Annotated in this window: 17 protein-coding genes and 3 pseudogenes; 11 read left to right on the top strand and 9 right to left on the bottom strand. The window is 55.7% G+C overall.

The genetic code is table 11. From position 1 onward, the window contains the following. The first annotated feature begins 162 nt into the window (after positions 1-162). A pseudogene (locus tag RGR602_RS20205) lies at positions 163-1,328 on the top strand (IS110 family RNA-guided transposase). 1,334 nt (positions 1,329-2,662) lie between these two features. Continuing rightward, positions 2,663-3,901 (top strand): phosphoglycerate dehydrogenase, encoded by a 1,239-nt coding sequence (gene serA / locus RGR602_RS20200; RefSeq protein WP_040114068.1) that lies wholly within the window; start codon positions 2,663-2,665, stop codon positions 3,899-3,901. Positions 3,902-4,143: 242 nt separating this feature from the next. Here the strand turns inward: serA and RGR602_RS20195 are convergent, their stop codons facing one another. Further along, the gene (locus RGR602_RS20195) at positions 4,144-4,818 is read right to left on the bottom strand and encodes a transcriptional regulator (protein WP_040113938.1); all 675 of its coding nucleotides are present in this window, start codon (positions 4,816-4,818) and stop codon (positions 4,144-4,146) included. 479 nt (positions 4,819-5,297) lie between these two features. Between RGR602_RS20195 and RGR602_RS20190 the strand changes: the two genes are divergently transcribed. The 4 genes and pseudogenes from RGR602_RS20190 to RGR602_RS38520 all read left to right on the top strand — a co-directional run bounded on the left by RGR602_RS20190 (position 5,298) and on the right by RGR602_RS38520 (position 7,884). Then, the gene (locus tag RGR602_RS20190; protein ID WP_040113937.1) at positions 5,298-6,023 is read left to right on the top strand and encodes a DUF2726 domain-containing protein; all 726 of its coding nucleotides are present in this window, start codon (positions 5,298-5,300) and stop codon (positions 6,021-6,023) included. A gap of 90 nt (positions 6,024-6,113) precedes the next feature. Further along, a complete protein-coding gene (locus RGR602_RS20185) occupies positions 6,114-6,977 on the top strand; it encodes a PGN_0703 family putative restriction endonuclease (protein ID WP_040113936.1) in 864 nt (287 codons plus the stop codon). Continuing rightward, positions 6,871-7,347 (top strand): annotated as a pseudogene (locus RGR602_RS39445) (GIY-YIG nuclease family protein); the annotation flags it as partial. The gene RGR602_RS20185 and the pseudogene RGR602_RS39445, both read left to right, overlap by 107 nt. A 69-nt stretch (positions 7,348-7,416) precedes the next feature. After that, the gene (locus RGR602_RS38520; protein ID WP_223844046.1) at positions 7,417-7,884 is read left to right on the top strand and encodes a hypothetical protein; all 468 of its coding nucleotides are present in this window, start codon (positions 7,417-7,419) and stop codon (positions 7,882-7,884) included. A 153-nt stretch (positions 7,885-8,037) separates the two neighbouring features. Here RGR602_RS38520 and RGR602_RS20175 read toward each other — a convergent pair whose 3' ends face one another. Continuing rightward, on the bottom strand, positions 8,038-8,538 hold the full coding sequence (locus tag RGR602_RS20175; RefSeq protein ID WP_040113934.1) for a PIN domain-containing protein: 501 nt from the start codon (positions 8,536-8,538) through the stop codon (positions 8,038-8,040). Positions 8,539-8,541: 3 nt separating this feature from the next. Further along, positions 8,542-9,606 carry an XRE family transcriptional regulator gene (locus tag RGR602_RS20170; RefSeq protein WP_040113933.1) on the bottom strand — a complete coding sequence of 355 codons (1,065 nt, stop codon included), beginning with the start codon at positions 9,604-9,606 and terminating at the stop codon, positions 8,542-8,544. 605 nt (positions 9,607-10,211) lie between these two features. Here RGR602_RS20170 and RGR602_RS20165 point away from each other — a divergent pair. Both RGR602_RS20165 and RGR602_RS20160 read left to right on the top strand, forming a co-directional pair. Further along, positions 10,212-11,525 (top strand): SMODS domain-containing nucleotidyltransferase, encoded by a 1,314-nt coding sequence (locus tag RGR602_RS20165; RefSeq protein ID WP_040113932.1) that lies wholly within the window; start codon positions 10,212-10,214, stop codon positions 11,523-11,525. Continuing rightward, on the top strand, positions 11,515-12,090 hold the full coding sequence (locus RGR602_RS20160) for an SLATT domain-containing protein (RefSeq protein ID WP_040113931.1): 576 nt from the start codon (positions 11,515-11,517) through the stop codon (positions 12,088-12,090). The genes RGR602_RS20165 and RGR602_RS20160 overlap by 11 nt, the downstream gene beginning before the upstream one ends. A gap of 379 nt (positions 12,091-12,469) precedes the next feature. Here RGR602_RS20160 and RGR602_RS20155 read toward each other — a convergent pair whose 3' ends face one another. Then, the gene (locus RGR602_RS20155) at positions 12,470-13,762 is read right to left on the bottom strand and encodes a hypothetical protein (RefSeq protein ID WP_052451665.1); all 1,293 of its coding nucleotides are present in this window, start codon (positions 13,760-13,762) and stop codon (positions 12,470-12,472) included. A 53-nt stretch (positions 13,763-13,815) separates the two neighbouring features. Between RGR602_RS20155 and RGR602_RS20150 the strand changes: the two genes are divergently transcribed. Then, positions 13,816-14,508, top strand: a complete 693-nt coding sequence (locus RGR602_RS20150) for a hypothetical protein (protein ID WP_133939769.1) — start codon at positions 13,816-13,818, stop codon at positions 14,506-14,508. Positions 14,509-14,658: 150 nt separating this feature from the next. Here the strand turns inward: RGR602_RS20150 and RGR602_RS37370 are convergent, their stop codons facing one another. After that, positions 14,659-16,179: a UvrD-helicase domain-containing protein gene (locus RGR602_RS37370; RefSeq protein ID WP_040113930.1), complete on the bottom strand. Its 1,521-nt coding sequence runs from the start codon at positions 16,177-16,179 to the stop codon at positions 14,659-14,661. After that, complete coding sequence (locus RGR602_RS20140) at positions 16,169-17,845, bottom strand: ATP-dependent nuclease (protein WP_208867270.1); 1,677 nt, start codon at positions 17,843-17,845, stop codon at positions 16,169-16,171. The genes RGR602_RS37370 and RGR602_RS20140 overlap by 11 nt, the downstream gene beginning before the upstream one ends. Positions 17,846-18,029: 184 nt before the next feature. On the opposite strand from RGR602_RS20140, the gene RGR602_RS34950 reads away from it, so the two are divergent. Continuing rightward, on the top strand, positions 18,030-19,436 hold the full coding sequence (locus tag RGR602_RS34950) for a Shedu immune nuclease family protein (RefSeq protein ID WP_052451663.1): 1,407 nt from the start codon (positions 18,030-18,032) through the stop codon (positions 19,434-19,436). Positions 19,437-19,480: 44 nt separating this feature from the next. Here the strand turns inward: RGR602_RS34950 and RGR602_RS20130 are convergent, their stop codons facing one another. Continuing rightward, a complete protein-coding gene (locus tag RGR602_RS20130; RefSeq protein WP_052451668.1) occupies positions 19,481-20,464 on the bottom strand; it encodes a DUF2971 domain-containing protein in 984 nt (327 codons plus the stop codon). Positions 20,465-20,613: 149 nt separating this feature from the next. Beyond that, positions 20,614-21,783, bottom strand: a pseudogene (locus tag RGR602_RS20125) (RHE_PE00001 family protein). A 402-nt stretch (positions 21,784-22,185) separates the two neighbouring features. On the opposite strand from RGR602_RS20125, the gene RGR602_RS20120 reads away from it, so the two are divergent. Then, complete coding sequence (locus tag RGR602_RS20120) at positions 22,186-23,103, top strand: recombinase family protein (protein WP_040113928.1); 918 nt, start codon at positions 22,186-22,188, stop codon at positions 23,101-23,103. A 78-nt stretch (positions 23,104-23,181) separates the two neighbouring features. Here the strand turns inward: RGR602_RS20120 and RGR602_RS20115 are convergent, their stop codons facing one another. Beyond that, on the bottom strand, positions 23,182-23,910 hold the full coding sequence (locus tag RGR602_RS20115; RefSeq protein WP_203226211.1) for a hypothetical protein: 729 nt from the start codon (positions 23,908-23,910) through the stop codon (positions 23,182-23,184). Positions 23,911-24,895: the final 985 nt, after the last annotated feature.

Here is a 24,895-nt window from a genome sequence, read left to right as displayed (position 1 = left end):
GAAAGCAGCTGAGAAGATTGCCGCGGCTGAGATCCTGCGCTTCGATATTCTTTGGCTCAATAACGTTCAAGCGAAAGCGTCGCCTTGAGATCCCATCAGGGGTGAGTAGCGGCCTGCACCGTGGCAGAGTGAGGTCGCTAGAAAACTCTCTGGAGGCCAATCATGCCGATAACAGCAGATCAAACTCGAGCGCAGACCACTACCCCCGTCGATCTTGGCGCAATATTTGTCTCGTTGGAATTGAGTAAATCGACGTGGCTGGTGACAGCTCTGTCACCTGGCAGCGAGAAGATGTCCCGCCACACCGTTACTGGAGGGGATATCGCCGGCTTGTTCGCATGCTTTGCAGCGCTTCGTCAGAAAGCCACTCGGCGAAAGAACATACTTTACCCACTGGTCGTGATCCAAGAGGCCGGGCTGGATGGCTTCTGGCTGGGGCGAGTGCTTAGCAAAGAAGCTTGGATCGAGAGCCACATTGTAGAAGCCGCATCAATTGCCATGCCGCGCCGGCATCGCCGGGCGAAGACCGACCGTATCGACGGCGAAACGCTGATCCGCGCATTGATGGCATGGAAACGTGGCGAGCCTCGTGCGTGCTCAATGGTCAAACTTCTCTCACCCGAGGAAGACGACAATCGACGGTTGGACGGGAGCGGAAAACTCTGATTGCGGAACGTGTCTTCCACGTCAATCGCATAAAGGGGCTGCTCTTCACGCAAGGAATTCGGGATTACCAACCTGTCAATCGAGATCGCCGCCAGCGTCTGGACGAGCTTCGGACTGGCGATGGTCGGTCGCTCTCAAAACATTTGAAGGCGGAAATCTGCAGAGAACTCGATCGCCTCGAATTGTTGCTCGCGCAAATCAAGGCAGTGGAAGCCGAGCGAGATGCTTTGATCGTCCAGAAGACCTCAGAAACGCCGAAAGGCGCGACCGCTCTTTTAGGCATCAGAGGAATTGGGCCGGAATTCGCTACAATACTCTACACGGAGGGCCTGTTCCGACACTTCGACAATCGACGCCAAATCGCATCTTACGCAGGTCTTGCCCCCTCCCCCTGGCAAAGCGGTAACGTCAATCGCGAACAGGGCGTGTCTAAGGCGGGAAATCCGCGTTTGCGAGCCACCATGGTCGAGCTCGCCTGGCTATGGTTGCGGCATCAACCGAAATCGACATTAACACTATGGTTCAAAGAGCGCATCGCGCGGAACGCCGGCCGCTTAAAGACGCCGATGATCGTTGCGCTCGCGCGTAAGCTGCTCGTGGCCCTCTGGAAGTATGTGAGCTCCGGCGTCGTGATCGAAGGTGCAATCATGAAAACCGCCTGAAACACAAACTGCTGTGAAACACAGTTTCTAATCCTCAGGGCCTGATCAGCTCTGACGGATCCAGGTGAACGGACCGGGAATCCTTTTGGCTTTAACCGCCGACCTTGAGTTTGGCCCCGTTCTCCTGAGCCTGTGCCCGTCGAAAGCGGGATAATGGTGCAGCCGCGTGAGAGCGGCGACCGCATGTGAGGTTGTATAGGCCCGAGAACCGGGCCGGTAATTGCTATGGGCTCAGACCGTGGATCCGCCTACGAAGGAGAAATTCGATACCACTCGAATGAACAATTGACAAAAATCCTGATGTGAAAGGATTCGAACCAACGATCTCGGATTTCATCGCATACATGGCTGTGAGATTGCGCCAACGGTCATCAGGCCTGCGAACTTTAGCTCGGTAGATATTCAAGACTCCAGGATTCACTTTCCTCACGTGCCTGGACCATCTCATCAATCGTGCGCTGGAGCTCACGCATAATATCCCGCGTTGACGCACTATATTCTCGGCGGGAGGCCGGGCGTAGATTTGACCGGTCGTCGGTCGAACTGCATATGGTCGAGATGCGTGACCCTGTGACCGCACGGATGGTCGCCATAACGAATAGATGGCCCGCCTGATGTCCGTCGTCTGCTATCTGACCGGGCCGCGCAAAGCGGTTGCTCCGAACCTATGCTGTCGGACAGAGCGATCTCGGCTGGCTATGTACGGACGGCTCATCCAAGACGCGAAACGACACCATGGGCGAACCGCGACTGAGAGGACTTCCGGCCCGGACAACGTACGACTTCAAATTGATCTCGAAGCGGCTGCAGCGGCGCGCATGATCATAACGATCAAACTGTGCCGCACGGAAACCCGTTCGCACCATAAAGCTGATCATCAGACTCGCCCCTTGGATGGATGACGATCGGTTGCTGAAACATCTCTCTCCGAGAAGGATAGACGTCTGCTTCGTGACGCTCGTTGGCAATAAGACGGCAGTAAAGCCTCGTCGTCGCTGACTTGGCTTATTGCTTCGGTTAGCGCTGTTGGAGCGCCGGGTACATTACCCGCTTAACGTGCGATCTATTGTCGACCAGTTCCGTACGGGGTCTTTTGCATTGGGAAAAATTTGGCTCTGAGCCTGCTCTCCGGGATGAGCCCGATTTCTATACCGACAATAGGAAATGATGTAGATCTTTGGACAATGCGGAACTGTCCGCTGGCGAGCCATATGTTCTACCGCCGGAGTCGGTTATTATGTGCAAATGTCCGTGGATCTGACTGAATCCTGTTGCCCTGTCTGTGAGCTTTTGTGGCCTCATTCTTAATGAATTCCAAAATCGAGAGCAATCCAATGTCCCGACCTCTTTCGCTTCCGCGCGACCGGATTTCCGTACTTCTGCTTGAAGGCATCAGTCAGAGCGCGGTGGACTACTTTTCGTCATCCGGCTACGTCAATCTCACGCATCTGCCGAAGGCTCTGGATGACAAGGATCTTAAAAGTCATATAGCCGAAGCACATATTGTGGGAATTCGCTCACGCACATATTTGACAGAGGAAATCTTCAGATCGGCTAAGAAGCTCATGGCCGTCGGCTGTTTTTCTGTGGGGACAAATCAGGTCGATCTGGATGCGGCCCGCCGACGCGGGATACCCGTGTTCAACGCTCCCTATTCAAATACGCGCTCGGTCGCCGAGCTTGTGATCGGTGAGATCATCATGCTGACCAGGCGGATCTTCCCGCGTTCGGCTTCGGCTCATGAAGGCGGATGGGAAAAATCTGCCGTCGGCAGTCGTGAGGTGCGCGGGAAAACGCTGGGCATCGTTGGCTATGGCAATATCGGTTCGCAGCTTGGCGTTCTTGCGGAAAGTATGGGCATGAACGTGCGCTATTTCGATCCCTCGGACAAGCTTCGCCACGGCAATACAGAATCGATGGCGACGCTCGGGGCACTGCTCGAAATCTCAGATTATGTGACGATGCATGTTCCAGAGACCAGTTCAACGCGAAACATGATCACTGAGACTGAACTGCGCCGAATGAAAAAGGGAGCCGTTTTTATCAACAATTCCCGCGGGACCGTGGTCGATCTTGAGGCGCTTGCGACGGTTTTGAAAGAGGGGCATCTTGCAGGCGCGGCTGTGGACGTGTTCCCGAAAGAGCCGGCATCCAATAAAGAACTCTTCGAGACGCCGCTACAGGGTTTGGACAATGTAATTCTGACGCCACATATTGGCGGCTCAACCGAAGAAGCCCAGGAGCGCATCGGAGGGGAAGTCTCAAGGAAGCTCGTCGAATATTCGGACGTCGGTTCGACGCTGGGCGCGGTCAATTTTCCCCAGGTTCAACTGCCTCCGCGACCGAACGGCACACGTTTCATCCATGTTCATGAAAATCGCCCTGGCATCTTGAACAGTTTGAATATGATTTTTTCGTCCCGCGGACTGAATATCGTCGGCGAATTCCTGCAGACCTACGGCGAGATGGGTTATGTGGTGATTGAGGCCGAGAGCATTGGCCAGAGAGCGGATGATATCCTTGATGAAATTCGCCAGATTCCGGGAACGATACGCGCTCGATTGCTTTACTGACCCGGCGGTTTGTGCGTCATTTCGCTTTGGCCTAACGTCTCGCAATTCGCGACTTATGCCGGTTGGCGTCCAGGTGAGATCAGTCGGGCAAGAAATTTCCAGGGAGACGCCATCTATCCGACCTCGCGATTTATCCCGCAAGCAGGCAGTGAGTTTTAGTTCCGGCAACAGCATTCACCGTTGCCAAATTGTATCTCTCGATAAGCATGGAAATGCGGCCGGCGATTGACCAGCTGCTTTTGTCAATTGAGCTTGAGCCGTTTGCGCAGATCGGCATTTTCAGCGCGAAGTTTTTCGGCCAGAAGCTTGCGCAGTCGCTGATTTTCCTCTTCCAACTGCAAAAGGTCTGCCATCTCATCGATCGCCGTCATCGGTGGGGCCGGTGCTGCCTGCACAGCCTTTGGGGCACGGCGCACAGGTGCGCGTTTGGCGCTCGCCGTAACTTCGATCACCTTTGCCTTGCGCCCTCTCCTTTTCACACCACCGGCGGCGGCCAGAGCAGCTGCTGGCTCTGCGACAGCGTCAGCTGACGGCGTCTCAAGTGCCGCGGTTTTCTTGGCCCGGGGTTTGCGCTGTTTCTTCGGCGCAATAGGCGTTTCGACAACGGTCGGCACATCGGCACTGGTTGCAGTATCAGTCTCGTCGGCCATGCTTATCTCCTGTGTATCTGATGCAGTTGTCGACGGCCCGAGAGGCGCTATCAACAACGGCTCGACCTGATCTGCTTTTGGTAAAGACATTTCGCAGTCGGATTTGCCACTCTGAGAGCTACCCGACAGAAACGGCATTGCCTCTTCCTCCAGGTCGCGAGCGACGGATTTCAAATCAAAGTTGCCCCAGATCGAGTTTGACCTGGTATCGAGTTTTCGTCTGCCGGTTTTGTACTCGACGGCAAAACTGCGTTGCACTTTTTTCAATACAAGAGGCCTTGGAGAATCCACGGGATGGTTTGCTGATATGTTGGTACATCACGAATAGCGCCTACCGGACCACGCGTCTATACCTACCGTCATACCCGGTCCACCCCACCATTTCGGGAGCAGAATATGTGGCCAATCGAATGGGGCTGATGGCGATCCATACTGAAAGGAAGCAGCGACCAGTAGTTTGTCCGAGACATTTCATAGGTTCCCGACGATCCATTATGCGATCTTTTTAGCCCAGAGCGTGAACACCATGGCAACAGGCTTGGCACCGACTCTAAAGCTTTCGCTGTGCCAGCGATGAAGGAATCCTGGCTAAAGCGGATGCCGGCTAGTCGCTAGAACCATCCCTCGGAAACAGGAAACCGATCATCGGGTGGAAGTTTGCGGCGTGTGAAACCTCATTCTTTTGGATAACTTTCCGCGCGCCGTAAAAGCGTCATACTATCTTCGCGGGAAATCCGGAGAGAGGCATGCAATATCGCCAAAGGTCGGTTCTGTTCGCAGCACCTTGGCTGATCATCGGAGTTGCCGCAGTCGGCGCCTCGGGCGGCATAACCATTGCAGACTTCGAAAAGCTGGAACTGCTAATCGCTGCGCTGTTTGTGGGCATTATCATCGGCATGGCCGTTGAGCAGTTCCTAACCGCGACGAGCAGACTGGCGTGGCGAGAGAGAAACAGGTCGCAATCGGAGGAAAGGCGCTGGAACGAGCGCGTCATACCAGTCTCCTGGCTTCAGACCCCAGCTGCTCAGCCATCGCGGCCAATCGATGCCACGGATCAACTGCGTATCGTGATGCGCTCGAAGTTCACCATCCAGCCATTGCTGAACAAGAGTGAAGCCCGCGTGTTTCGAGAACTCGACAGTGTCGTGATCGGCTGCAATCCGTCATGGCAGGTGATGGCTCAGGTTTCATTGGGCGAGATTCTTCGAAGTGCCGACCCAGACGCCTACAGTTGCATCAATTCCAGGCGTGTCGACTTACTGCTCGTGGACAGCAACTGCCGACCGCGGCACGTCATCGAATACCAAGGCGGAGCGCATCATCAAGGCGCAGCGGCCGCGCGCGACGCCGTAAAGAAAGAGGCGTTGCGACGCGCCGGAATTGGCTACCACGAGGTGGTGGCTGGCCAAATGACCCCGTCGGAACTCAGGCGATTGGTCGAGAAGCTGGTGGACAAGCCGAGTGTCACCTAAAGCGATCCCATCACGAATGCCTGCACGGTTGAGCCTCTTCGATTGGAGGAAACCATCTTCTTGGCTTGATGGAATTGAGGCGCACCCAAGATGATCTCCGATTTCCAGGCAGTCCGCGAAAATCTATTTCCGGCCAGTCACGGAGCGATCGAAGACTGGGAGACGTTTCCCTGGCATCGTGACCGAACCAACCGAATTCAGGCCTATAAGGTGCATTCGTCGCAAGCCATTGCAATCGATGTGTTCGGCACACTCGAAACGAGCACAGATCGCGACCGCATTTTCGACGCCATCGCCGAGCGTGTGGGAGTGGCGCCGGGTGGTCCATGGGCGATAACACTCGAGTGGACCGATACTGATCGGCTTCTGGGGGAACCGAGGCCGACGCAAGTCGATGCACTTGCTATCGGCTCCGCGGCAGCACTCGTCATCGAGTGCAAGTTCACCGAACCCGGAGGACAATGTAGCCAAACCGCGGTGTCAGGCTTTGGCGAGCGCCAATGCAACGGAAGCTACGTCGATCAGATCAACCCGGGCAACGGCGTGCGCTCACAGTGTGCTCTTACAGGCAAGGGCATTCGTTACTGGGAATATATCCCAACGGTCTTCGCGCTCGATACGGGTGTTGACCATACGCCCTGCCCTTTTAAGGGAGATGCCTATCAGTGGATGCGCAACGCCGTGCTGGCGGCAGCGCTCGGCAAGCACCGCCATCTTCAAGGAACTGCTCTCGCAGTCTTTGCCGATCACCCCAGTTTCCCAACGGCGCGGAAGGCGAAGCGGGGTCTGATGGATCCCAGTCTCGCCGGCCAATCTGCGATCACGCCCGTGTCATACCAGCAGATCATTGCGATCGCTTGCCAAGTCGGCCTCGACCGAGAACTGTGGAACGGCCTTGCTGCATGGGTCGATCACAAGATTGCTACGGCAGCAATGGGTTCACCTTCGAGCTAGCCTAGCCACTGGCGAAATTGACGGACCGACACCCAGAGGTGCGTTGGAACCTAGGACCGAGGAACCCGCTAGCCGTTGTAAATTCCTGAAATGGGAGGAAGTCTTGACTGAAGGGCACATATACATCCTATTCAATCCAGCCTATCGCGCAAACCAGTATAAGATCGGAATGACGACTCGGACGCCCGAAGAAAGGGCCGCCGAGATCTCGTCAGCGACGGGAGTGCCTCAAAACTTCGAAGTGCTCTTGTCCAGACGGGTGACGGATTGTCATCGGGCGGAACGGTTGATCCATCAGAGGTTGGCGGAGCATCGGTCCGGTTCGGACCGTGAATTCTTTCAGGTCAGTCTCAGTTTCGCGATTGATATCCTCAATGAAGTTGCCGCCGCAGTCGGACTTCGTCCGGAGAAACCAGCTGTACAGGAACCCAGCGCTCCGATGGCTGATACTGTGACCACAGGCGACATCGATCTTGTCCCGCGTAAACCTTCCGTAGGACCACAGAGGAGAAGGCAAGGAACGCCGGAAGGCCCTGCCTCTTTCGAGGATCACATTGCCTACGCCGACGCGGTCAGGCAACCGCTTCTGCGTGAACTCCGTGACCACATCCTGGCGATTGATGGCCGCTTGCGTTCGGGCGAGGTCGTCACGCCTCGGCAACGCATCGCCTACAAGGTTTCGGGCGGGACGAACTTTCTGGAGATTAAGGTCCAGCGAAGGGCAATCCTGATTCGCCTGCCGGAGACCAGCTTGGTGGACGCTGAAGAGAAAGTGCGAAAGATACCCGAGACGCACGGATGGGGGCGATTGAAGGACGAAATCCGCATTTCGAGCGCTCCCGATGTCAAATACGCGCTTCCGTTTGTAGAAGCTGCATGCCGGACAGAACTCAAGAGTCTAGATTAAGCTAAATTAGAAAGTGCATGATCTTTCAACCGACCGGAATAACAGGCTCAAGGCGGAAATTGCGAATGACCGCCTTGATGGGATACGAACCTATAACCCGGTTGGCTGGATAAGCTAAGCCACTGAATCATAAAAGATCTGCCGCTCAAGATGCTAATAACCATATTTGGAGAAGCGTGCTAACCGACGGCGGATTTCTCCCGCTGGCAAACGGCACCGTGGATGATTCGCTAAGCGACTTAATCCGGCATGCAAATGCGCAAACTCGACATGCCCACCATCCGCAAACTGATCGAGCACCCATAGCACGCCATGCATGTCCACATTTTCAGCGGTAGCAAGTTCGCGCAGTACGCCATCCCCGGTGAGCAATCCCCAGCCCCTAGCTTGCGCTATCACAAAAGCAAACGTGTCAGGTGCGGATAGGCGGGTATGAGCCCGATTTACCTCAGTTGCCCGGCGGACTTCCATAGATGTGAGCGTTTCAACCCTTAACCCAAGTCCCAAAAGTCTTTCGCCCATTTCTCCGGCCAATTCCCGTTCATAGAGCAAATCGGGAACTGCAAACTCGAATGGCAACACAAACATAGCCTCAAGAAGGCCGGCCCGTTCCAAATCAATCAGTACAGAGGTATCGGAGACGAGAATTGCCATGCTTTAGCCCGCAGTCTGATCCAGCCGCCTATCGAGTTCGCGAACCGAAATATCGAGCATCTCGGCGGCGCGGGACTCGCCGATTACACCTTCTGCCAAAGCACGGTAGCAAAGACGCTCGAAGCGCTTGGGCTCTTCGAGTTCCGGCGCCAAGCTGTCCGGCTCTTCATAGGGATAAGTGCGCCACCCTCGCTCTTCGAAAACTTTGAACAGTCGCGAGCATGACGCCTGACTGATGATACCCAGGTCTTTGCAACGATAGGCCAGCGCCTGAACGCTTACGCCAAATCTCTTTTTCAATGCGACCAGCTCACCAATGCTTATAGATGACCTATGGACACCAGCCTCCGCGCGCAAGACGTCTGCGGGCATTAGAAAGGCGCCAGCGAAGCGATGGGCTGCCTTTTCCACGTCCACTCCCTCGGCAGGTGCAATGACCATGTGCCCGAGTTCGTGTGCGAGGTTGAAACGCTTTCGTTCCGACCACGTGCCACGCTTTATGACGATCACACGAGCTGCATCGCGGTCCTTGCGACGAACTCTCGCCGCCAGTCCGTCGACGTCGTGCAAGTCCATTGAAAGAACCTTAATTCCCCGCTCCTCCAGTAGCTCGGCCAGTTGCGGAATGGGATCGTTTCCAAGTCCCCAGTCATCGCGGACCGAACGAGCCGCATCTTCCGCATCACGGATGTCGGAGACCGGATGTGGGGCGCTTCGCGGTTGCTCCCACTCGACGCTGCGCAACTGAAGCAGATCCTCTACAACAAGATATCGCTCGAGCATGTGGACCGCGCGAGCTTGGACTGCAGCCTCCTCTTTCGAGGACGTCCCGAGCTTTTTCCGGAAATCCACCCCTTCCAGAGACAGTTGATCTTCACTTAGAAGGTAATCTTCCGACACACCCAAGGCCTTGGCCAAAGCGATCAACGCCTTGGATCCAGGCATATCTTCATTTCGCTCATACTTCCCGATTGCCTGAGCAGAGACAACGCCCCCAATGGCATCCGCCAATGCGCGCAATGACAGCCCAGACGCTTGCCGAGCGACCTTCAATTTGTTGCCGATCATGTCGACCTCCTAGATTTCAGTTTACAAAATATATCTTTTTGTGTTTTTTGTAAACCTGCCTCTTGAATTAGGCGAATGAATACCTGATCTTTTTTGCAGGGACTGGAAGTTCTCGATTCCTGAAAGATCAAGGCTTCCTGGCGGTGTGCGCGATCCCAAAGCTTGCCATCTAGCAGATCAACCTCGATTTAAGGATTGCAGCATGAGAAAAGGTCGGTTTACACGCAAGGCGCATCCGAGACGGTTGCCATCAGGTCGCGTGACGCCAGTCCGCGAGGCGCTGATCCGCTATCAAGCTGCCGATGCAAGCGAAAAAACAAGCTACTTCCATCCCTGTCGGAAATGCGGCGCAACTATTTTGACAAGGCGCCTGCCCAATGGCGGCTGGGCTCATTTCGAAGGCAAGGACGGGCTCGGCAGAGTCAAGCACCCCTGTCAAACACTTGGCGCGGGATTAAGCCGACGGCGCGATCCTTTCACATTGGAGCTTTTTACAGACCAGCCTGCCGACTAATCGGCCACATAGTGAGGTGGCCCCATCAACCCACGAATAGGCTCAGCCGCAAGCCGAGCCAAATTTTCAGAGCTATTGAGGTAACAGGCCGATGAGCATCGCCGATACGTTCAAACAGTTTCTCAGCAACATCGCGGTGGACAACGGCGATACAATTAGCCTCCGTTACGGCGAGGTGACGGCAGCTCTCAACAAGAAATTCCGCGATACGGAGTCGAAAGTTTCGAATTCTCTGCAAGTCGGCTCGTACGGCCGCTGGACGGCGATCAGGGGCATTTCGGACCTTGACATGCTTTACATCATGCCTGCCGGCAAATGGGATGACTACAAGGACGGCGGACAATCCCGTCTTCTCGATGATACAAGGAATGCAATCAAAAGCCGCTATCCGAGCACGACGGTCGTCAAGGACCGGCTTGTAGTACAGGTGCTCTATCGAGATTTTCATATTGAAGTCCAGCCGGTATTCGAACAGACCGATGGCAGCTTCAAATATCCTGACACCTACGACGGTGGATCGTGGAAAATCACGAAGCCTCGCGACGAAATCGCAGCTATGAAAGAGTCGAACGAGCAGAAAAACAAGAACCTGCGTCGTCTCTGCAAGATGGCTCGCGCCTGGAAGAACAAGCATGGTCTCGCCATGGGCGGACTACTGATCGACACGCTGGCTTACAATTTTCTGAAATCCACGAGTGAGTATAACGAAAAAAGTTACCTCTATTACGATTACATGAGCCGGGATTTCTTCAAGTTCCTCTCTGAACGTCCTGATCAGGACTATTACGCCGCCCTCGGTAGTGGCCAGCGCGTCAAGGTGAAGAACAAATTTCAGAAGAAGGCAAAAAAGGCTTATGAACTGGCCGTCGATGCCATCGCCGCCGCGGGCTCTACCACTGAGAATGAAAGGTGGCGCAAAATTTATGGCCGCGGCTTCCCCGCCGCAGAACAGTCCACACAGAAGTCGGCTTTTGCCGCCGCCTCGTGGAAAAACACGGAGGAGTTTATCGAAAACCGGTTTCCGATTGATATACGCAACAGCATCACCTTGGATTGTGAGGTGTCGCAGAACGGCTTCCGAGAGCGGTTTCTTAGGGAAATGTTGCGACTGAAGCTGCCGCTCAAAACAGCCAAGACGTTGACATTCAGCGTTATTGACCATGACATCAAGGGCGGTTTCAATCTCTACTGGAAGGTACTTAATCGCGGAGAAGAGGCACGCCGCCGTGATTGCATTCGCGGGCAAATACACGGTGATCGCGGAAACCTGAAACGAACCGAGCATACTAACTTCAACGGAGATCACATCGTTGAATGCTACGCAGTGCAAAATGGCGTCGTTGTCGCGACTGATCGCATCCATGTTCCGATCCAAGGCAATCAGGTGAGCGCCGATGCAGCCTGAACCGCAACCTGACCGCAGCGAGTTTTCGCCGCTTGAAGACCAGATCCGCGAATGTTTTGGCCGCGTGGTCTATACCCATAAAACCCACGAGAAGATGGCTGATCGCTGCTCTGCGACGCTGCAACGGTATAAGCTATGCCAGATTGGAGTATCCGTTCTGACAACCTCGGGCGCTTTATCGGTCGTCTTCCTCGATCAGTTTTGGCTGAAGCTCGCCACCGCGTTTCTCTCGATAGTGGGGTTATGGGCTTCTGGCTACATGAAGGGGTTTGACCCCGGTGGCACAGCGCAAAAGCACAGGGACGCTGCAGCCAACTTGTGGCCGATAAGAGAGTCGTATCTATCGCTCTTGGCCGATCTCAGGATGGGATCGCTCTCCTCGGAAGAGGCGTTGAAACGCAGGGACGAACTCCAGAAGAAGCTCTCCGCGATCTACCTGGGCGCGCCACAGACCACCGCAAAGGCCTACGCTGACGCTCAGATAGCTTTGCAAAAGAATGAGGACTACACTTTCAACGACGAGGAGATCGATAAATTCGTGCCGAAATCGCTTCGAAAACAGTAACACTGTCAGCGTCGGCTACACCCCTCCTTAAAGCGCGGCTCCTACCGCTCTAGCACGTTCAATGGTCTCGCGTGCCGTGTCGATCACCTGCTTTCCGGAAAGCTTCACGCTTTCGCCGGTCGCCGCTCGGCGTATCAAAAACCGCCGGGGCTATAATTTCCACTGGAGTTCAGTGGCAGGTTAGACGAACTCGAGGATGCGCTCACCGCGCGCTGTATCCCCCAAGAACATCAAAAAACTAATCGGCTGTATGCCAAGACAACGCTTTCGGCCTAAGCTGAAGAAGCGTGACGGCTTGGGCGTATCAATCCCTAATGGAAACAGGGGCGCCGCTGCGCGCCCCTGTTTTTCGCAATGCGCGGTTTTTCCAAAGCGACGATTACCAAGGGGAGTTACCTTCGTCATCGTCTGGTTCGTCATGTTCCGCGTCGGATTGGCCCAATCCACACATCCGCATGAACTCCCAAGCCTGGAACCAATTGTTCACGTTGTTGATTTTCAACACCGACAAATCATCCCCCCATCCTCCGGCATCTTCGATCGCGAAGCGTTCGTTGAGGTAGCTGATGTAGGCCTCTCGTAGCATGCCCGTCGGCCGAAAACCGAAATTGTGCGTGAAAACCACCTCGCCGCTGGTTTCCACGATGACGCTCCAGATCGCCGTCTCCACCTCTCCACCGGTGTTATGCGCCAGGCAATCGTTCAAGGCGCGCTGTGCGATACCTATCAGCCGGCCATCGAACGCCATTTCAGGCATCTCAAAGAGCTCGCTGCGCTTCGACGGATCTATTTGGGCGGTGATGGCATTCGCTCGCTCGGGAACCGCGACCCGGAACGGATTCAGGGCGCATACAAAAAGGCTGTTGCGATAGTAGCGGGGAATCTCCCTCCATGGCTTTCGGATAAAGCAAAACCCATGCAACCGCTCTGCCTCCATCAGCTGGGCCGCATATCCACTGAGCATGGTCAGGTGTTTTCGCGTTGTCTCGTTTAGACTGCCGTCTTTTTCTTCGCTGTCGTACCAGCCGTCGAGATCCTCGAACGAAATGACGACGCATGCCATCGCATCGTGGGAGAGCAGATCATTCGTGAAATGTTTGAAATCATCATCGGTGGGAAGCCAGAGATCCAACCGGAGGCTCGCAACGTCGCTCGAGGAAAAGCTTGGCTGGTACACGATGATGTTGCGGTCGTTGATGAGGAGATCGTACAGGAATGCTTGGCGCGTGATCTTTACGTCGAGGTTCGCCACAAGGATATTGGTGATGTCCTGGTGCCCGGATAAGGCGAACATGCCGGCAATGTAGTTGCTGTAAGCGAATAGTTCGGAAAAAGCATTGCGTTCGGCCGACCGATCGACCTTCAGCTCGAGAACAAAAATGCCATCCTCATGCGTCCCGAGGAGATCGAGCTCCATTGGCCGGCTTGCATCGATCGGAAGGGCAATCTTACTCCCCACAAAGGTCCCATATCGCACGGTATAGTGCAGACCTCGAAGCCTTTCGTATGCGCGGCGCTTGATGAGGCGCCAAAGCTCGAAGTTCGGCTCTGAGTCCGGATCAATTTCGGGTTTGGGCTGGGGATCGTCGAATGCCGGACAATCTTTGACGACCGCTTCCAGCCCAACCTCAAATAGATGCTGGTGTACCTGCTCTTCCCTGTGTGTTGCCACTCGCACCCGCCCTGGAGCTTTACCGCCCCTTTTCGTCATATGGTCTTGCATCTTTGACAGATTTACTTCCCTCACAAGGCGATTATGGTATCAGACCACAACATAGTGATGCGTTGGAGAGCCTCGTGGAAGCCAAACTTCTAAAATGCCTGGTTATTCGCAATGACCTGGCCGAGGCGGCATTAGAAATCCGCAATAAGGGCCTCTACCTTGCAATCGCACACCTCAAGACCGCGTTCATCGGGTTTCACAACCTCAGCGATTTCGAAACGTCGATCCGTCTTATCTATAAAGATCATCGCGAGCTGAGCACCGGGTACGCGACCGTCGCGCCAGCGGTCGAGTTTTTTTCCTACCTGCGCAACAAATTCACGGGTCACCTCACCGACGAACTGCTACATAAAGCGATCGAGTGGAAGCCCGAATTACTCTTGACCCTCGATCGGGAACACGACGCGGCGGTCGTGCTGATCTATAATTTCTGGATTCTTGAGACAGCGATCAACAGCTATGTCGACCCCGACGAGAAACATAAGCTTTTCGATACGGAAACGGATTTCAATCACCCGCCGGACAAGGACCGTTTCGTCGAAACCTTGCTCACGACACTGGACGGGGCAGTCGCTTTTCTGCAGTCGGTGGAAGCGGCGCTTAAGACCTTGGTGACGGTTCCTGAGGACAATCTCGAACTATGGAAGAAAGCGGGTCTGACTGATTTTGCCTACATCAAGGGGAAGAAGCGATAGCGATCACCTGAATGTGTCTTTCAACATGTCAAAGCCTTGCCTCGAAGATTTTGATTACGTCGTCAGGCCGGACAGCAGCCGTTCGCAAGATCGCAGGCGCGCCGAGGAACGCCTAAAAACGTCGAAGGGATCCTTGACCTTTTGGGCAGTCTAAAACGTAAATAGTGGAGTGGGATTTTCCCGGCAGACGATGAGCGTCAAACTCTTCTTCGCTCTGCTGAGACCGACATACATCAGGCGTCGTTTGTATTCTGTGCTCGAGAACGAATGCCGATCACACATCATCATCAATGCGTTCTCGCATTCAAGTCCTTTTGACTTATGAACCGTGCTGATTGATTTCTTCCATGGTTCCGGATGCGAAAACGTCCTTCGCCTGTTAATTTCCGCCAGTCCGTCCTTTGCTGTCAGAAAGTCCCCAAGTTTGATCGCATCGTGAAATTCACTCTTTAGATCGATAGACATGTGGGTGAAGCCTGCCGTTTTGGACGCGATCAGTCCCTTGAGCTGCAGGAGCGCAATGCTGATACCTTTGTGGTCTGGATTTTCCAAAAGGATACGAGCTAGCGATTGCAAGTGCGATGGAAGGCCCCGACGGGGCTTTGAGCAACCATCAACCACCTCCTCGCGAAGGCGTTGACCATGGCCAGACACCGTGAAGCCTTTGCAAGTTGCGGTAACAAACGCGAGAAAGGCGTCAGCCATGTCAGCGGCCCGACCGGGATTGCGCTCGACATCGCGTACTAAAGTTGAAAGATCATCTCGGCTATGCCCTTCCCAGATCCTCATTGATCGGTTGAAAAAAGCGTTCAGGTGGTCGACCCGGTCGTTACCGGCAGTGAGGACGAGCAATTGATTCGATTTGTTCGCGAGAGTTGCAATTGGCAAGCGATCCTCTCGGGACATACTTAGAGCCTTGCGAACAACCCGAGCAGAGTTTGTTGCGTGGATGACGCTAAGGCCTTTTGGTAGGGGGCCGGCCAGGCTGATAGCGCCGCCGTTGGCAAGCGCCTCCCGCGCATCCAAGACCCATTGACCAAGTTCTGGCGAACCGTTTTGCCATCGGTGTGGGTTTGTCAACCTTCCGAGGCCACCCAAAGCTGTCAGGTGTTTCCAACGCTCAAGAGCCATGCGCGTCCCCTTACCAGCCCCACCATATATGAGCTGCATAGGATCACCGAGAAACCGTACAACCGAGCCTGCTCGATGCAGCGCCAATACCGCAGCATGTTGATCAGCGCTTGCGTCTTGGTGCTCATCACAAATAATGACCGGATATCGCGCCGCCGCTGCGTGCGAAACGGTAACGGAATGCTCGAGCAGCTCTCTCGTCCTGGAGGCTACGATTTCGTAGGCATTGTTTTCGCGCGCCCAGCTTCCCACATCTTCCGGAAAATCGAGCGATCGATGATACATCGCTGCAATTTCAGTGAGAAAGCTATCGATCGTGCGGATTTCCACGCGGTCGGAAACCCCGCGCGTCCGGCTGGCAAAAACAGATCTTGCAGCGTGAGTATGGGTCAGTATGAGAACTCTTCCAACTGGCATTTGCTGCGCGGCTCGCAGCGCGTAATTCGCTCCCTGAAAGGTCTTGCCACAGCCCGCAGGAGCTTCAATCACGACCAGCTCAAGGTCTGAACTCAGCAGAGCGCCGACTTCTTCATCCGTCAAAACGAAGTTCTCCCGGAGCAAGAGCGGACATACCTACGGCTGAACGTATCGCGTTGATGAATGGAAGCAGGTCCGGTTCGATCTTTGACCAGAGACCTAAGGCAATCATCTTCTCGCACAGCTCGGCGCCGCCACCGATTGACTTGAACCATCGTTGACTGTGCTTAGACCACTCCTTGGCTGATCGGTCGTCTGGAGCGCCTCGCTTGTCGCCAGTCGCAGCGGCAATGATCAAGGCGCGTAGCGCGGCACTCGATCCCGCGGCAGCCAGTATCTCGGTCTCTTCCTTTCCTGGAAGACTCAGCCGATCGGCAAGGGTCCGAAGACGATCGCCACCGGAACCGTCGGGATCATACGCAAGGGAGAGCAGCTTGTCGTCGGGAACATGCGCGATGACATTTTCCTCGAGGCATCCCGCCGGCCACTGGAATAACTTCGGTCCGGATGCATCCTTCAGCTTGCGCCACCTTTCAGGAAACCTGCCCTCGTCGTCGCAGAAACCAGCGCCGTTGATCCCTGCAGATCTGAGTGCTTCGAGCAGGCCCAGCATCGATTCGTTGCCGCCGCCATCGGAAATTCGTATCCCGTGAACGTACTCGCGCTCCCTAAAGACGGTATGGAACAGAGCACGGAGAAATCCGACTTCCGTAACGCCTTCAGCTATTATCGGCACTTTCGAGAGGAATGTTTCCGGATCGCGGTTCTGCTGCCTACCGATCTTGTCCGGATGTAGCCGCCCGATCTGACCGCCTCCGTCCATGTACCAAAGGGCGGCATCCTTAGCCGCCGCAATGACGATCGGGCTATGGGTCGTCAAAAAGCACTGTTGGTGATCGGACCCGAGTGCGTCGAGGAGCTGCCGTAGACGGTAAGGTTCAAGTCCACGCTCGATTTCATCGATGACAGTCAGTCGCGTCGCTGCCTCTATCGCTCCAGCGACTTGGAGCGCCGCCATTCTCCGAGTGCCGGCTCCCCAGCTGGCGACCGGAAGCAGCGTGCCGTCTTTCTCAGCAAGCAGACCGACAAGTGCGCCAATGGATAATCCCTGGCTGCTTGTCAGTCCGATATCAAGGTTGTGGGGGAGCCCGGCATTCTTGAGTATCTTGTCGAGGTTTTTGAGCGCTTTGGTCTCGTCACCTGTGAATGCATTGGAGACTTCGACTGAACCGACCTGCGCGCTAATACGCGACTTGAGGTTTCCCTTTGACAGCAAGCGATCAAGTGCCGAGCCAGGGACAAGGCGCAGATCGCGGTCGTTTCGGTCGTCGTTTGCCAAACGCACGACGCCAACCTTGCGACGGAGGCTCGTTGAAAGTCCGACCACCTCCATATTTGGCTGAACGACCTCCCAGACCAATTCTAAATCCGCGGTACCCCTGACCCGAAATACGCAAACCGGATCACTGTTCGCATCGTCCCGCTCGCGATCTGGCAGGATCGCCGAATTTCCGTTCCACTCCCACGGCCAGAGCGTCTGCTGGAAATTCGCCAGTTCCACCTCCGGCGGAAGCGAGACCGTGGCCTCGATCTCGAAGCCGTGATCGAGCGATCTGTTGAAATAATCAGTCTCGAAAACTTGCGCGGAATTGGTCGGGCTAAAAATCAGCGCGATGGCATGGAGCAACGTCGACTTCCCGGAATCACCACCCCCGATTAGCAAGTTCATTCTGTCACCTGGAATCCAGTCCGTACTCGCAAGGCCGCGGAAATTTGAAATTTTAATGCGTCTTATGCGGGGCTGCTTGATCATTGCCGAACCGAATCATTTGATTGTAAGACCAACCACAGGCTGTCGTGTTTTCCATCAATAGCAAGCAGGCGAAGATACCCATTCAGAGAAAGCGGCAAGAATGAGCGGTAGTTCGATCGTAAAGTTCCAGACTGTGGTGGCTGAAAGCCAGGATGGACTGAGCATCGACTTGATGACGACCGATCACGGCCTAGAACAGCTACATCTGATCATTTCACCGAAGGCTCTCGACAAACTCATCAAAGACAACCCAGGCTTCAAGCATCCAGGAAATCCGGTCGTCTTGGCCCAATACGATGCCGATAGCGAAAAATTGACGGTGTTCCCGCTCCGAACACTCCTGACGTCACGGTTCCTTGAACCCAAATACACGAAAATTCGATCTATCGTTGTCGATGGAATATCCTCTCTCGAGCATCAGGATTACAGCGAGAATGTGGGCATAGGAAATATGCCGGCAGGTCTTGTGCGAGCCCCTCTGTTTGGTTTCGGCGTCCTGAACGACTTGCGTACCATCGTGCAAGCCGTTGAGAGGGTGCCCGATGTAACGGAGCTGTATGTTTCGAAAGCCAGAGGCGTGTCGCAAAACGGTGGGACTTTGCGAATTTCACGCTCAATCTTCGATGGATTCCGCAAAACTGTCGGCAGGCTTCATAGAAAGACATTAGCGTTCGTGAACGAGCGCAAGCTGGAAGTCATCGAGACTAAGATATCCGACTTGCTCCAGGCGAAAGACTCGGTCGACTATCACGACGATGTAAATTCGGCTCTCGCGGACCGACTTGCAGAAGCGCTCGTTGGCAAGATAAAATCCGGGACGATATCCCGGAAAGCCGCGCTCCAAACCGTGAGGGCTTCCGTGGCGAATATAGCCAAAACTGAGCCCACTGAAATCCTTTCCCTCCAGCGTGAAATCGAAACCGTTACCCTCGAGGATCTGATAGAGAGGATGGAAAAGAGGATCGCTCAAAAGGGACTGACTGAGCACGACTGGCAGTCGTTCCTTTCTGCGAACGCATTCATTTTAAGAGCTTTCGGTGTCCCCGCGCTTGTCTTCGAAGAGCAGCTTGCGGTGGGTGGGACACGTTTCGATGGCGGAGGTGGAAAGCTCGCGGATTACGCGATTAGAGCTGGGCTTTTGGGCAATCTCGCAATTATCGAGATTAAACGCTCTTCGACAGATTTGGTCGAACGCAAGGCCTACCGCGGTGACCTGCATGCTCCGTCAACGGAACTTTCCGGCGCCGTGAGCCAAGTGCTGGATCAACGCTATCGCCTTCAGATGGACATCAAATCGAAGAAAATCGATTCCGGCATTTTTGACGTCTACACTTACGCCGTTCAATGCATCGTAATCGCGGGATTGACACCGGAAAGCGAGCCGATGAGAAAATCGTTCGAACTATACCGGAACAGCCTGAAGGAGGTTCTGATTCTGACATTCGACGAGCTGCTTGCTAAGTTGCGTGCGCTCCTATCATTCCTAAAAGGCGAGCAAACGAGCTGATTGCGTCGGTGCGACCTCACCCATCGCCGCGCGCGGGTAAACGCTTAGGTGCCGCCGGGCGACGGGATGTCAGATAAGTCTGAAAAGGCGTCGATATATTGCCGCGATCGCCGTGGCAGACTCGCCGAAAGTTCATCGATGTCAACCTCACGACGGCGAAGATCAAACGTCCCTTGATCTTCGTGCATTTCGTAGAAGGAAACAGGCCGTTGGCGGCCTGCTAAGGCCTGCACTACCGCGAACTTGACGGCCACATCGCATCGAATGCCGAAAATGATTTCTTCGAGCTCCAATGGGGAATCTTGGGAGCCCCGTTTTCCGATCAGCCTCCATTCGCACTCGTAGCTCCAGTCTTCGGCTTTTCTGAGCAGCACAAGGTCATCGACTTGCCGCTGAGCACCGGGGTCACCTCGGAGCATCGAAGCAACCAGACTAGCTGCCACGACCCTTCCTCCTCCGTAATGAACCTTGCGGACCCCTTCCCCGGCTTCTGCCGGAATTGAGTAACCAACGCAGATGCCGTGATGTTGATCACCATAGTGGCTCCACATGAGAGGAGATTCCCAGCGCTCACTCATCGAGACGATTCCCTTCTCATATTGGCGGAGAAGCTCGCGCTCATTATAGCTCCGCAGCAGGAACAGCTCTGGATCTTCCTCTTCGAGTGATGGATCGCCAGCATTGTAAGCAATGTCCTGGAGAACCTTATCGGCCTGGTTGCGGCCGAGCTTCAGGATATGGTCCATCGTTCGTGGCCCCTTATACCGAATTGTCTTCGCTGCGGCTTCCATCTCGGCGGATGTGCGGCGTTCCACAAAGACGCGCAACATTTCCTGTAAGACAGCAACTTCGACGTCTGCATTTAATGTCGGACGAGTATCTAGAGGGTCGTTAAATGTGCTGGGGTCCGCGTAGAAAAGTGTATCCTCGACAAGCATCTCGATCGTGCGATTACTGAAAGACCGGTATTTGTAGATACGGTGCGGATGTGCGCCTGGCTGAGGGCCTCCGTTGTCTGTATGTTTCATCGTTCTGGTCCATCCCGGCGGGTGTACCACCGTCTCATAGAGTTCTTGCCTCGTTTTCGCGCACGCCTGATCCACGCCCCTCAAATCAGCGTCCGGACGAAAGATACTCAACAATGCAATGGCTGCTCAATCCTAATGGCAACGCTAGCTTAGATTACCCCCCACGCCCGAAACCTCCCCCTCCCGGTCATCTCGCGCAGTCCAAGCTCCTCGACCATCCTGAGCACCGCCCGCGGTGTGACGTCCAGGGTTTTGGCGACGATGCCGGCCGACACGAGCTGCCGTGCGACAACAAGGTCGATCAGCTCCGGCAGATTTGAGGACGAGCGCCGGCCGACCAGGCGCCGCTCCATCATCTGTTTTGCTAGCGCCAGCCGGTCATGCTCCCTGATGCCGAGTTCGGCGGCCGCGATGATCCCGTTGGCGATGGCCAGCAGCCGGGTGTCGCGCGCGATGCCGGCGGCGCTCAACGGGGATGGATTTGAGGCCGAGATTGATGGTGGCCAGATGCGTCGCCGTTGTCAGTCCTGCCTGCCGCAGCGCTTCGGCGGCGAGCAGCCGGCCGAGCCATGGCGCGTGCTGCAGGACCTGCAGATCGTTCCAAGCGTCGAGGGAATGATCGCCCGCAATACCGGTGGCAGGCCATCGGTCTCCATGACGACGGCTCGCCACTCGTCGAGGCGTTCATCCTCGTCCCAATCGAGATCGTAGACCAGCGGATCTTTCTCCCTTCCCCCGCCGCGTTCAGGCGCGTTGGCCTTGGCAATAGCAGCATCGGCGCGCGCGAGCACGGCGTCGATCGCCGCGAGTTCCGCGGCGAGCGGATCGGACGCGTCCGGCTCCGCCCCCTCCCCTTCCCCGGCAGTCTCTGCGACCGTGGTCGCCGACGGCGCAATGCTCGCGACAACCTCGTCAGCCGTATCGTCGGAGTGATCGCTATCGGCGGCTCGTGATGGTGCAGGCCACGCCTGCCCGCGCAAGGCGCGCAGACCGTCGGGGCTCAGCGCCCAGCCGGGCGGCTGCGCGGCGATGCGCCGGCGGGTTTTCAAAACGTCGCGGGCAATCGTCAGTTCGTGAGTCGGTGTGCGGATGTCATGGCCGGCGTCGTGCAGCACCAGGTCCTCGAGGTGGACGAGCTCGCCGTCGATCCACAGCGAGGCGCAGCCGTCGGCGAAATGCATGCGCTCGATCCAGCCGTCGCCCACCGGCGAACGGGCGATGCGCTCATCGAGACGCACCAAAGTGCTCGTCGCGTCCGAAATCGGCCGCAGCAGGGTCTGGAGGGGCAATCTGGTCAGATCGTAAGACATTGAATTCATGGTAAATGATTTGTTAAACGGACGCTATCTTATAGTTGATGTCCGTTACTGGATAGATCGCTCCAGGCCACGCCTCACTTCCGATAAGTACCTCGTATGGGCGGTGTTAGGCAGGCAGAGCCTACATTGATGCCTCCCCTCTCGTCAGCCTTATGCCGACGGCACGTTTAACGTCAGTTCGCTTCCCCCCTCCCCTCCTCCAATCCCTTGCTTTCCAGCGTTTCGGTCACGAAAGCCCGCTGGGGCGCGTTTGTCACTGCGGACGCTCCGTGGCTCGTCCGCAGTGGCATTTCGAGTCTGGTGGGCCGCTATCCGATCGCTAAAACACGCTTGCAACTGACCATTTTCTCACGCATTCCTTGTCTGTACAAAATACCTTGAAACGAGACTTTTGAAGGCGCCATGGCAAAGCGGCAAACCGTTAACATCCACCAGCCTCCTAAGCGGCTGATCGGCTACGCCCGGGTGTCGACGGACGATCAGATCCACGATGCCCAGATCGATGAGTTGCGGGCAGCCGGCTGCGATCGGATCTATCAGGAGCACGGCTCCGGTGCATCGCGCGCCCGACCGGTGTTGACGCGGATGCTCGGCGAACTCACCGCGGGCGACGTCCTGGTCGTCGTCCGCCTCGATCGACTGGCCAGATCGGTGAGCCATCTCTTGTCCGTGATCGAGGACCTCGAAGAGCGGGGCGTGCATTTCCGCTCAATACGTGACCCGATCGATACGTCCACGCCACAAGGCATGTTTTCCCTCCAGGTCCTCGGCGCGGTCGCGCAGCTCGAACGTGCTCTAATCGCCGAGCGCACCAAGGCCGGCATCAAGGCGGCGAAGGCGCGGGGCAAACTTCCTGGCAACCCGGGCTTGCGAGAACGGCGTCCGGAGGCGATCAAGGCAGTTTCGCAAGCGCGGGAGAAACTCTATCTCGATGAGCTCATCGCGTCGGCGCAGACGTGGCTACCGGTGGTGCGACAGCTCCGCCCGCAACATAGCTGGGATAATGTCGTGCGGGTGCTCAATCGCCGCGGTCACGACTGGACGGTCGAGCGCCTTCGTCGCGCCGTTCATCGCCTGGTTCGCGAAAAGCTCGCGGAGAAAGAACTTCTGGCCCGCTCCCCTCGTCGCGCCCCCGCGGACCACCTCATGAAGTTGGTGGCGGCAATCTCTATTGCCGATCCCGATCTGTCGCTTCGCGACATTGGCGCGCAACTGGACCAGATGGGAGAACGGCCTGCGCGCGGCGGCAAGAAGTGGCAGCCCTCCTCCGTTCGAGACCTGCTAGACGAAGCCCACCGATTTGGCCTCATTCGCCGTTGATGGCGCGGTTCATCAGGCGCCGACGGCTCGGTGTTTCGCGCCGCTGTGCGATCTCCGTAGACTTGAGAATCTGAAGCGCTAGGCGACGGTATTCGCCATCGCTCCGCCGCTACGTGCGTATTCCGATGAAACCGGCCACCGCGCCAGCCACACGTATTTACGATGGACGTTCGGTCGATGGGTCGTGCCGAGGTTCCGGCGCAGTAAGTCAGCGTGCCTTTCCATGAATTGAAGGTAATTCGCGAAGTCATCGAATTCTCCCTCGCCGGCAGCCAAATAGTCTATGTACCGCGTCCCGTCCTCGCCCACTCGAAGAAGCCCGTTGACATAACCCGCTTCCTCCTCCGGGTCGTGATTCTCATTATGTAGGCGACTGTCCGCGAGGAAGAGCCTGTATGCGGCTTCGTCAACGACAATCCGCGGATACATGGCTTCCTCGCTCTCGATTTGGTAAGCGCGCACCATCGCCGGTCCGAAGATAGGGCCTTTTCCGTTTAGGCCAACATGCACGTCTCCGATCGCGACCCCGGCTCGGATTAATACTCCGCTGTTAATGCATTGTATCTGGATGTGGAGAAGGTCTAGCAACTCGTTGAACAGTGCCCCGTCAGCATATTGTGTATCAAAAACACGGACACGCACCACCGCGTCCGACACCGACTCCGCGAAGGCTCGACTACTCAGCCGGACGTCCTTCATTCGTCTCGCGGGTAACTCATCTGGCGTGGAAAATTCCCGCAGATCAAGAATGACGTTGTGAATCTCGGCAGGAGTTCTCGAATTGAGGAGCGCCTGGAAACCCAGCACGTCGATGAAACTTACGATCGCAGGTTCATAATTGGAGGCATTGGCGCGGGCCTTCGATTTCTCCCGCTCGATCTTGTCGCGCTGCCGCCGCCCTTGCGCAACAGCTTTATCTAATTTCGCATAAAAAGCAGCGATTTGATTAGTGGGGTTGGTTTGGTCACTTTATCGCTCTATGTCGGGAAGCACGGGTGCAGGGCGCTGATGACGCCTTGCCACCAGTAAATCGCTTAATATGCTGATGGCAAATTGCCGGCCTGCCCTGTCCAGCCTTAGCGCCTCTTCCAAAATTCACCGCTCGCCGCCTCTAGGAACCGAATAGAACCTCATTTCGTCGCTCACCATGTAGCGGCATCGCTCACCTCACGTTATGCACTCCAAGTGACTATACGTCTATTCCAGCAATCATCTCAGGAGAACCCCTCACATTTTCGCGGATGTAGAGGTCATTGAGCTGCAAAGGTGACCGTGATCTAAAACCTTTGTATTTCAAGATATTAGGTCAGTGGTCAGCTGACCACTAAAGATGTTCGCCATCGAAGCATCACGCCTCCCTCTTTGGCGGCTTCAACGGGATCGAATTGGTCAAGCGAGCCTTGAGGACGTTGCGAAATCGACTCGAGCATATCGAGCCGTTGCCGACGTGCAACGGCTCTCGTTGTCCCCGCGTCGCCTGTGAACCCCATTCGGAGACGTCGACCTCCACTGCTCGCGGCACCAGGCACTAGGAAGCAGTAGATCGAACGACACGACGCCGACACAAGGTAATCTTCCGCTTGGATGGCTCTCGTTTCTGGTCGGCCGATACCGTTGGCCCTGGTCTTCCGAGGTGCGATCGGTTGTCTTCACCGACCAAATGACATGGGAGCAACACTTAACCGGCGTTTGCGATACCCCATCTTCAAAAGCTATTGTTGGCCAAACTGTTAGACTGGTGGTCAGCTGACCACGACTGAAATCGTGAATGGTGGATGACGAGAGGCCAAAC

It is taken from the genome of Rhizobium gallicum bv. gallicum R602sp, from assembly GCF_000816845.1.
Taxonomy (GTDB): Bacteria; Pseudomonadota; Alphaproteobacteria; order Rhizobiales; family Rhizobiaceae; genus Rhizobium; species Rhizobium gallicum.
Note: the sequence above shows the minus strand (reverse complement) of the source record. Positions and strands in the feature narration are given on the sequence as shown.

Coding starts and splice junctions, on each gene's coding strand:
- serA (WP_040114068.1), top strand. CDS start 2,663: ATGTCCCGACCTCTTTCGCTTCCGCGCGACCGGATTTCCGTACTTCTG.
- RGR602_RS34950 (WP_052451663.1), top strand. CDS start 18,030: ATGAGCGGTAGTTCGATCGTAAAGTTCCAGACTGTGGTGGCTGAAAGC.
- RGR602_RS20140 (WP_208867270.1), bottom strand. CDS start 17,845: ATGAACTTGCTAATCGGGGGTGGTGATTCCGGGAAGTCGACGTTGCTC.
- RGR602_RS20165 (WP_040113932.1), top strand. CDS start 10,212: ATGAGCATCGCCGATACGTTCAAACAGTTTCTCAGCAACATCGCGGTG.
- RGR602_RS20130 (WP_052451668.1), bottom strand. CDS start 20,464: ATGAAACATACAGACAACGGAGGCCCTCAGCCAGGCGCACATCCGCAC.
- RGR602_RS20170 (WP_040113933.1), bottom strand. CDS start 9,606: ATGATCGGCAACAAATTGAAGGTCGCTCGGCAAGCGTCTGGGCTGTCA.
- RGR602_RS20160 (WP_040113931.1), top strand. CDS start 11,515: ATGCAGCCTGAACCGCAACCTGACCGCAGCGAGTTTTCGCCGCTTGAA.
- RGR602_RS20185 (WP_040113936.1), top strand. CDS start 6,114: ATGATCTCCGATTTCCAGGCAGTCCGCGAAAATCTATTTCCGGCCAGT.
- RGR602_RS20175 (WP_040113934.1), bottom strand. CDS start 8,538: ATGGCAATTCTCGTCTCCGATACCTCTGTACTGATTGATTTGGAACGG.
- RGR602_RS20190 (WP_040113937.1), top strand. CDS start 5,298: ATGCAATATCGCCAAAGGTCGGTTCTGTTCGCAGCACCTTGGCTGATC.
- RGR602_RS20120 (WP_040113928.1), top strand. CDS start 22,186: ATGGCAAAGCGGCAAACCGTTAACATCCACCAGCCTCCTAAGCGGCTG.
- RGR602_RS38520 (WP_223844046.1), top strand. CDS start 7,417: ATGGCTGATACTGTGACCACAGGCGACATCGATCTTGTCCCGCGTAAA.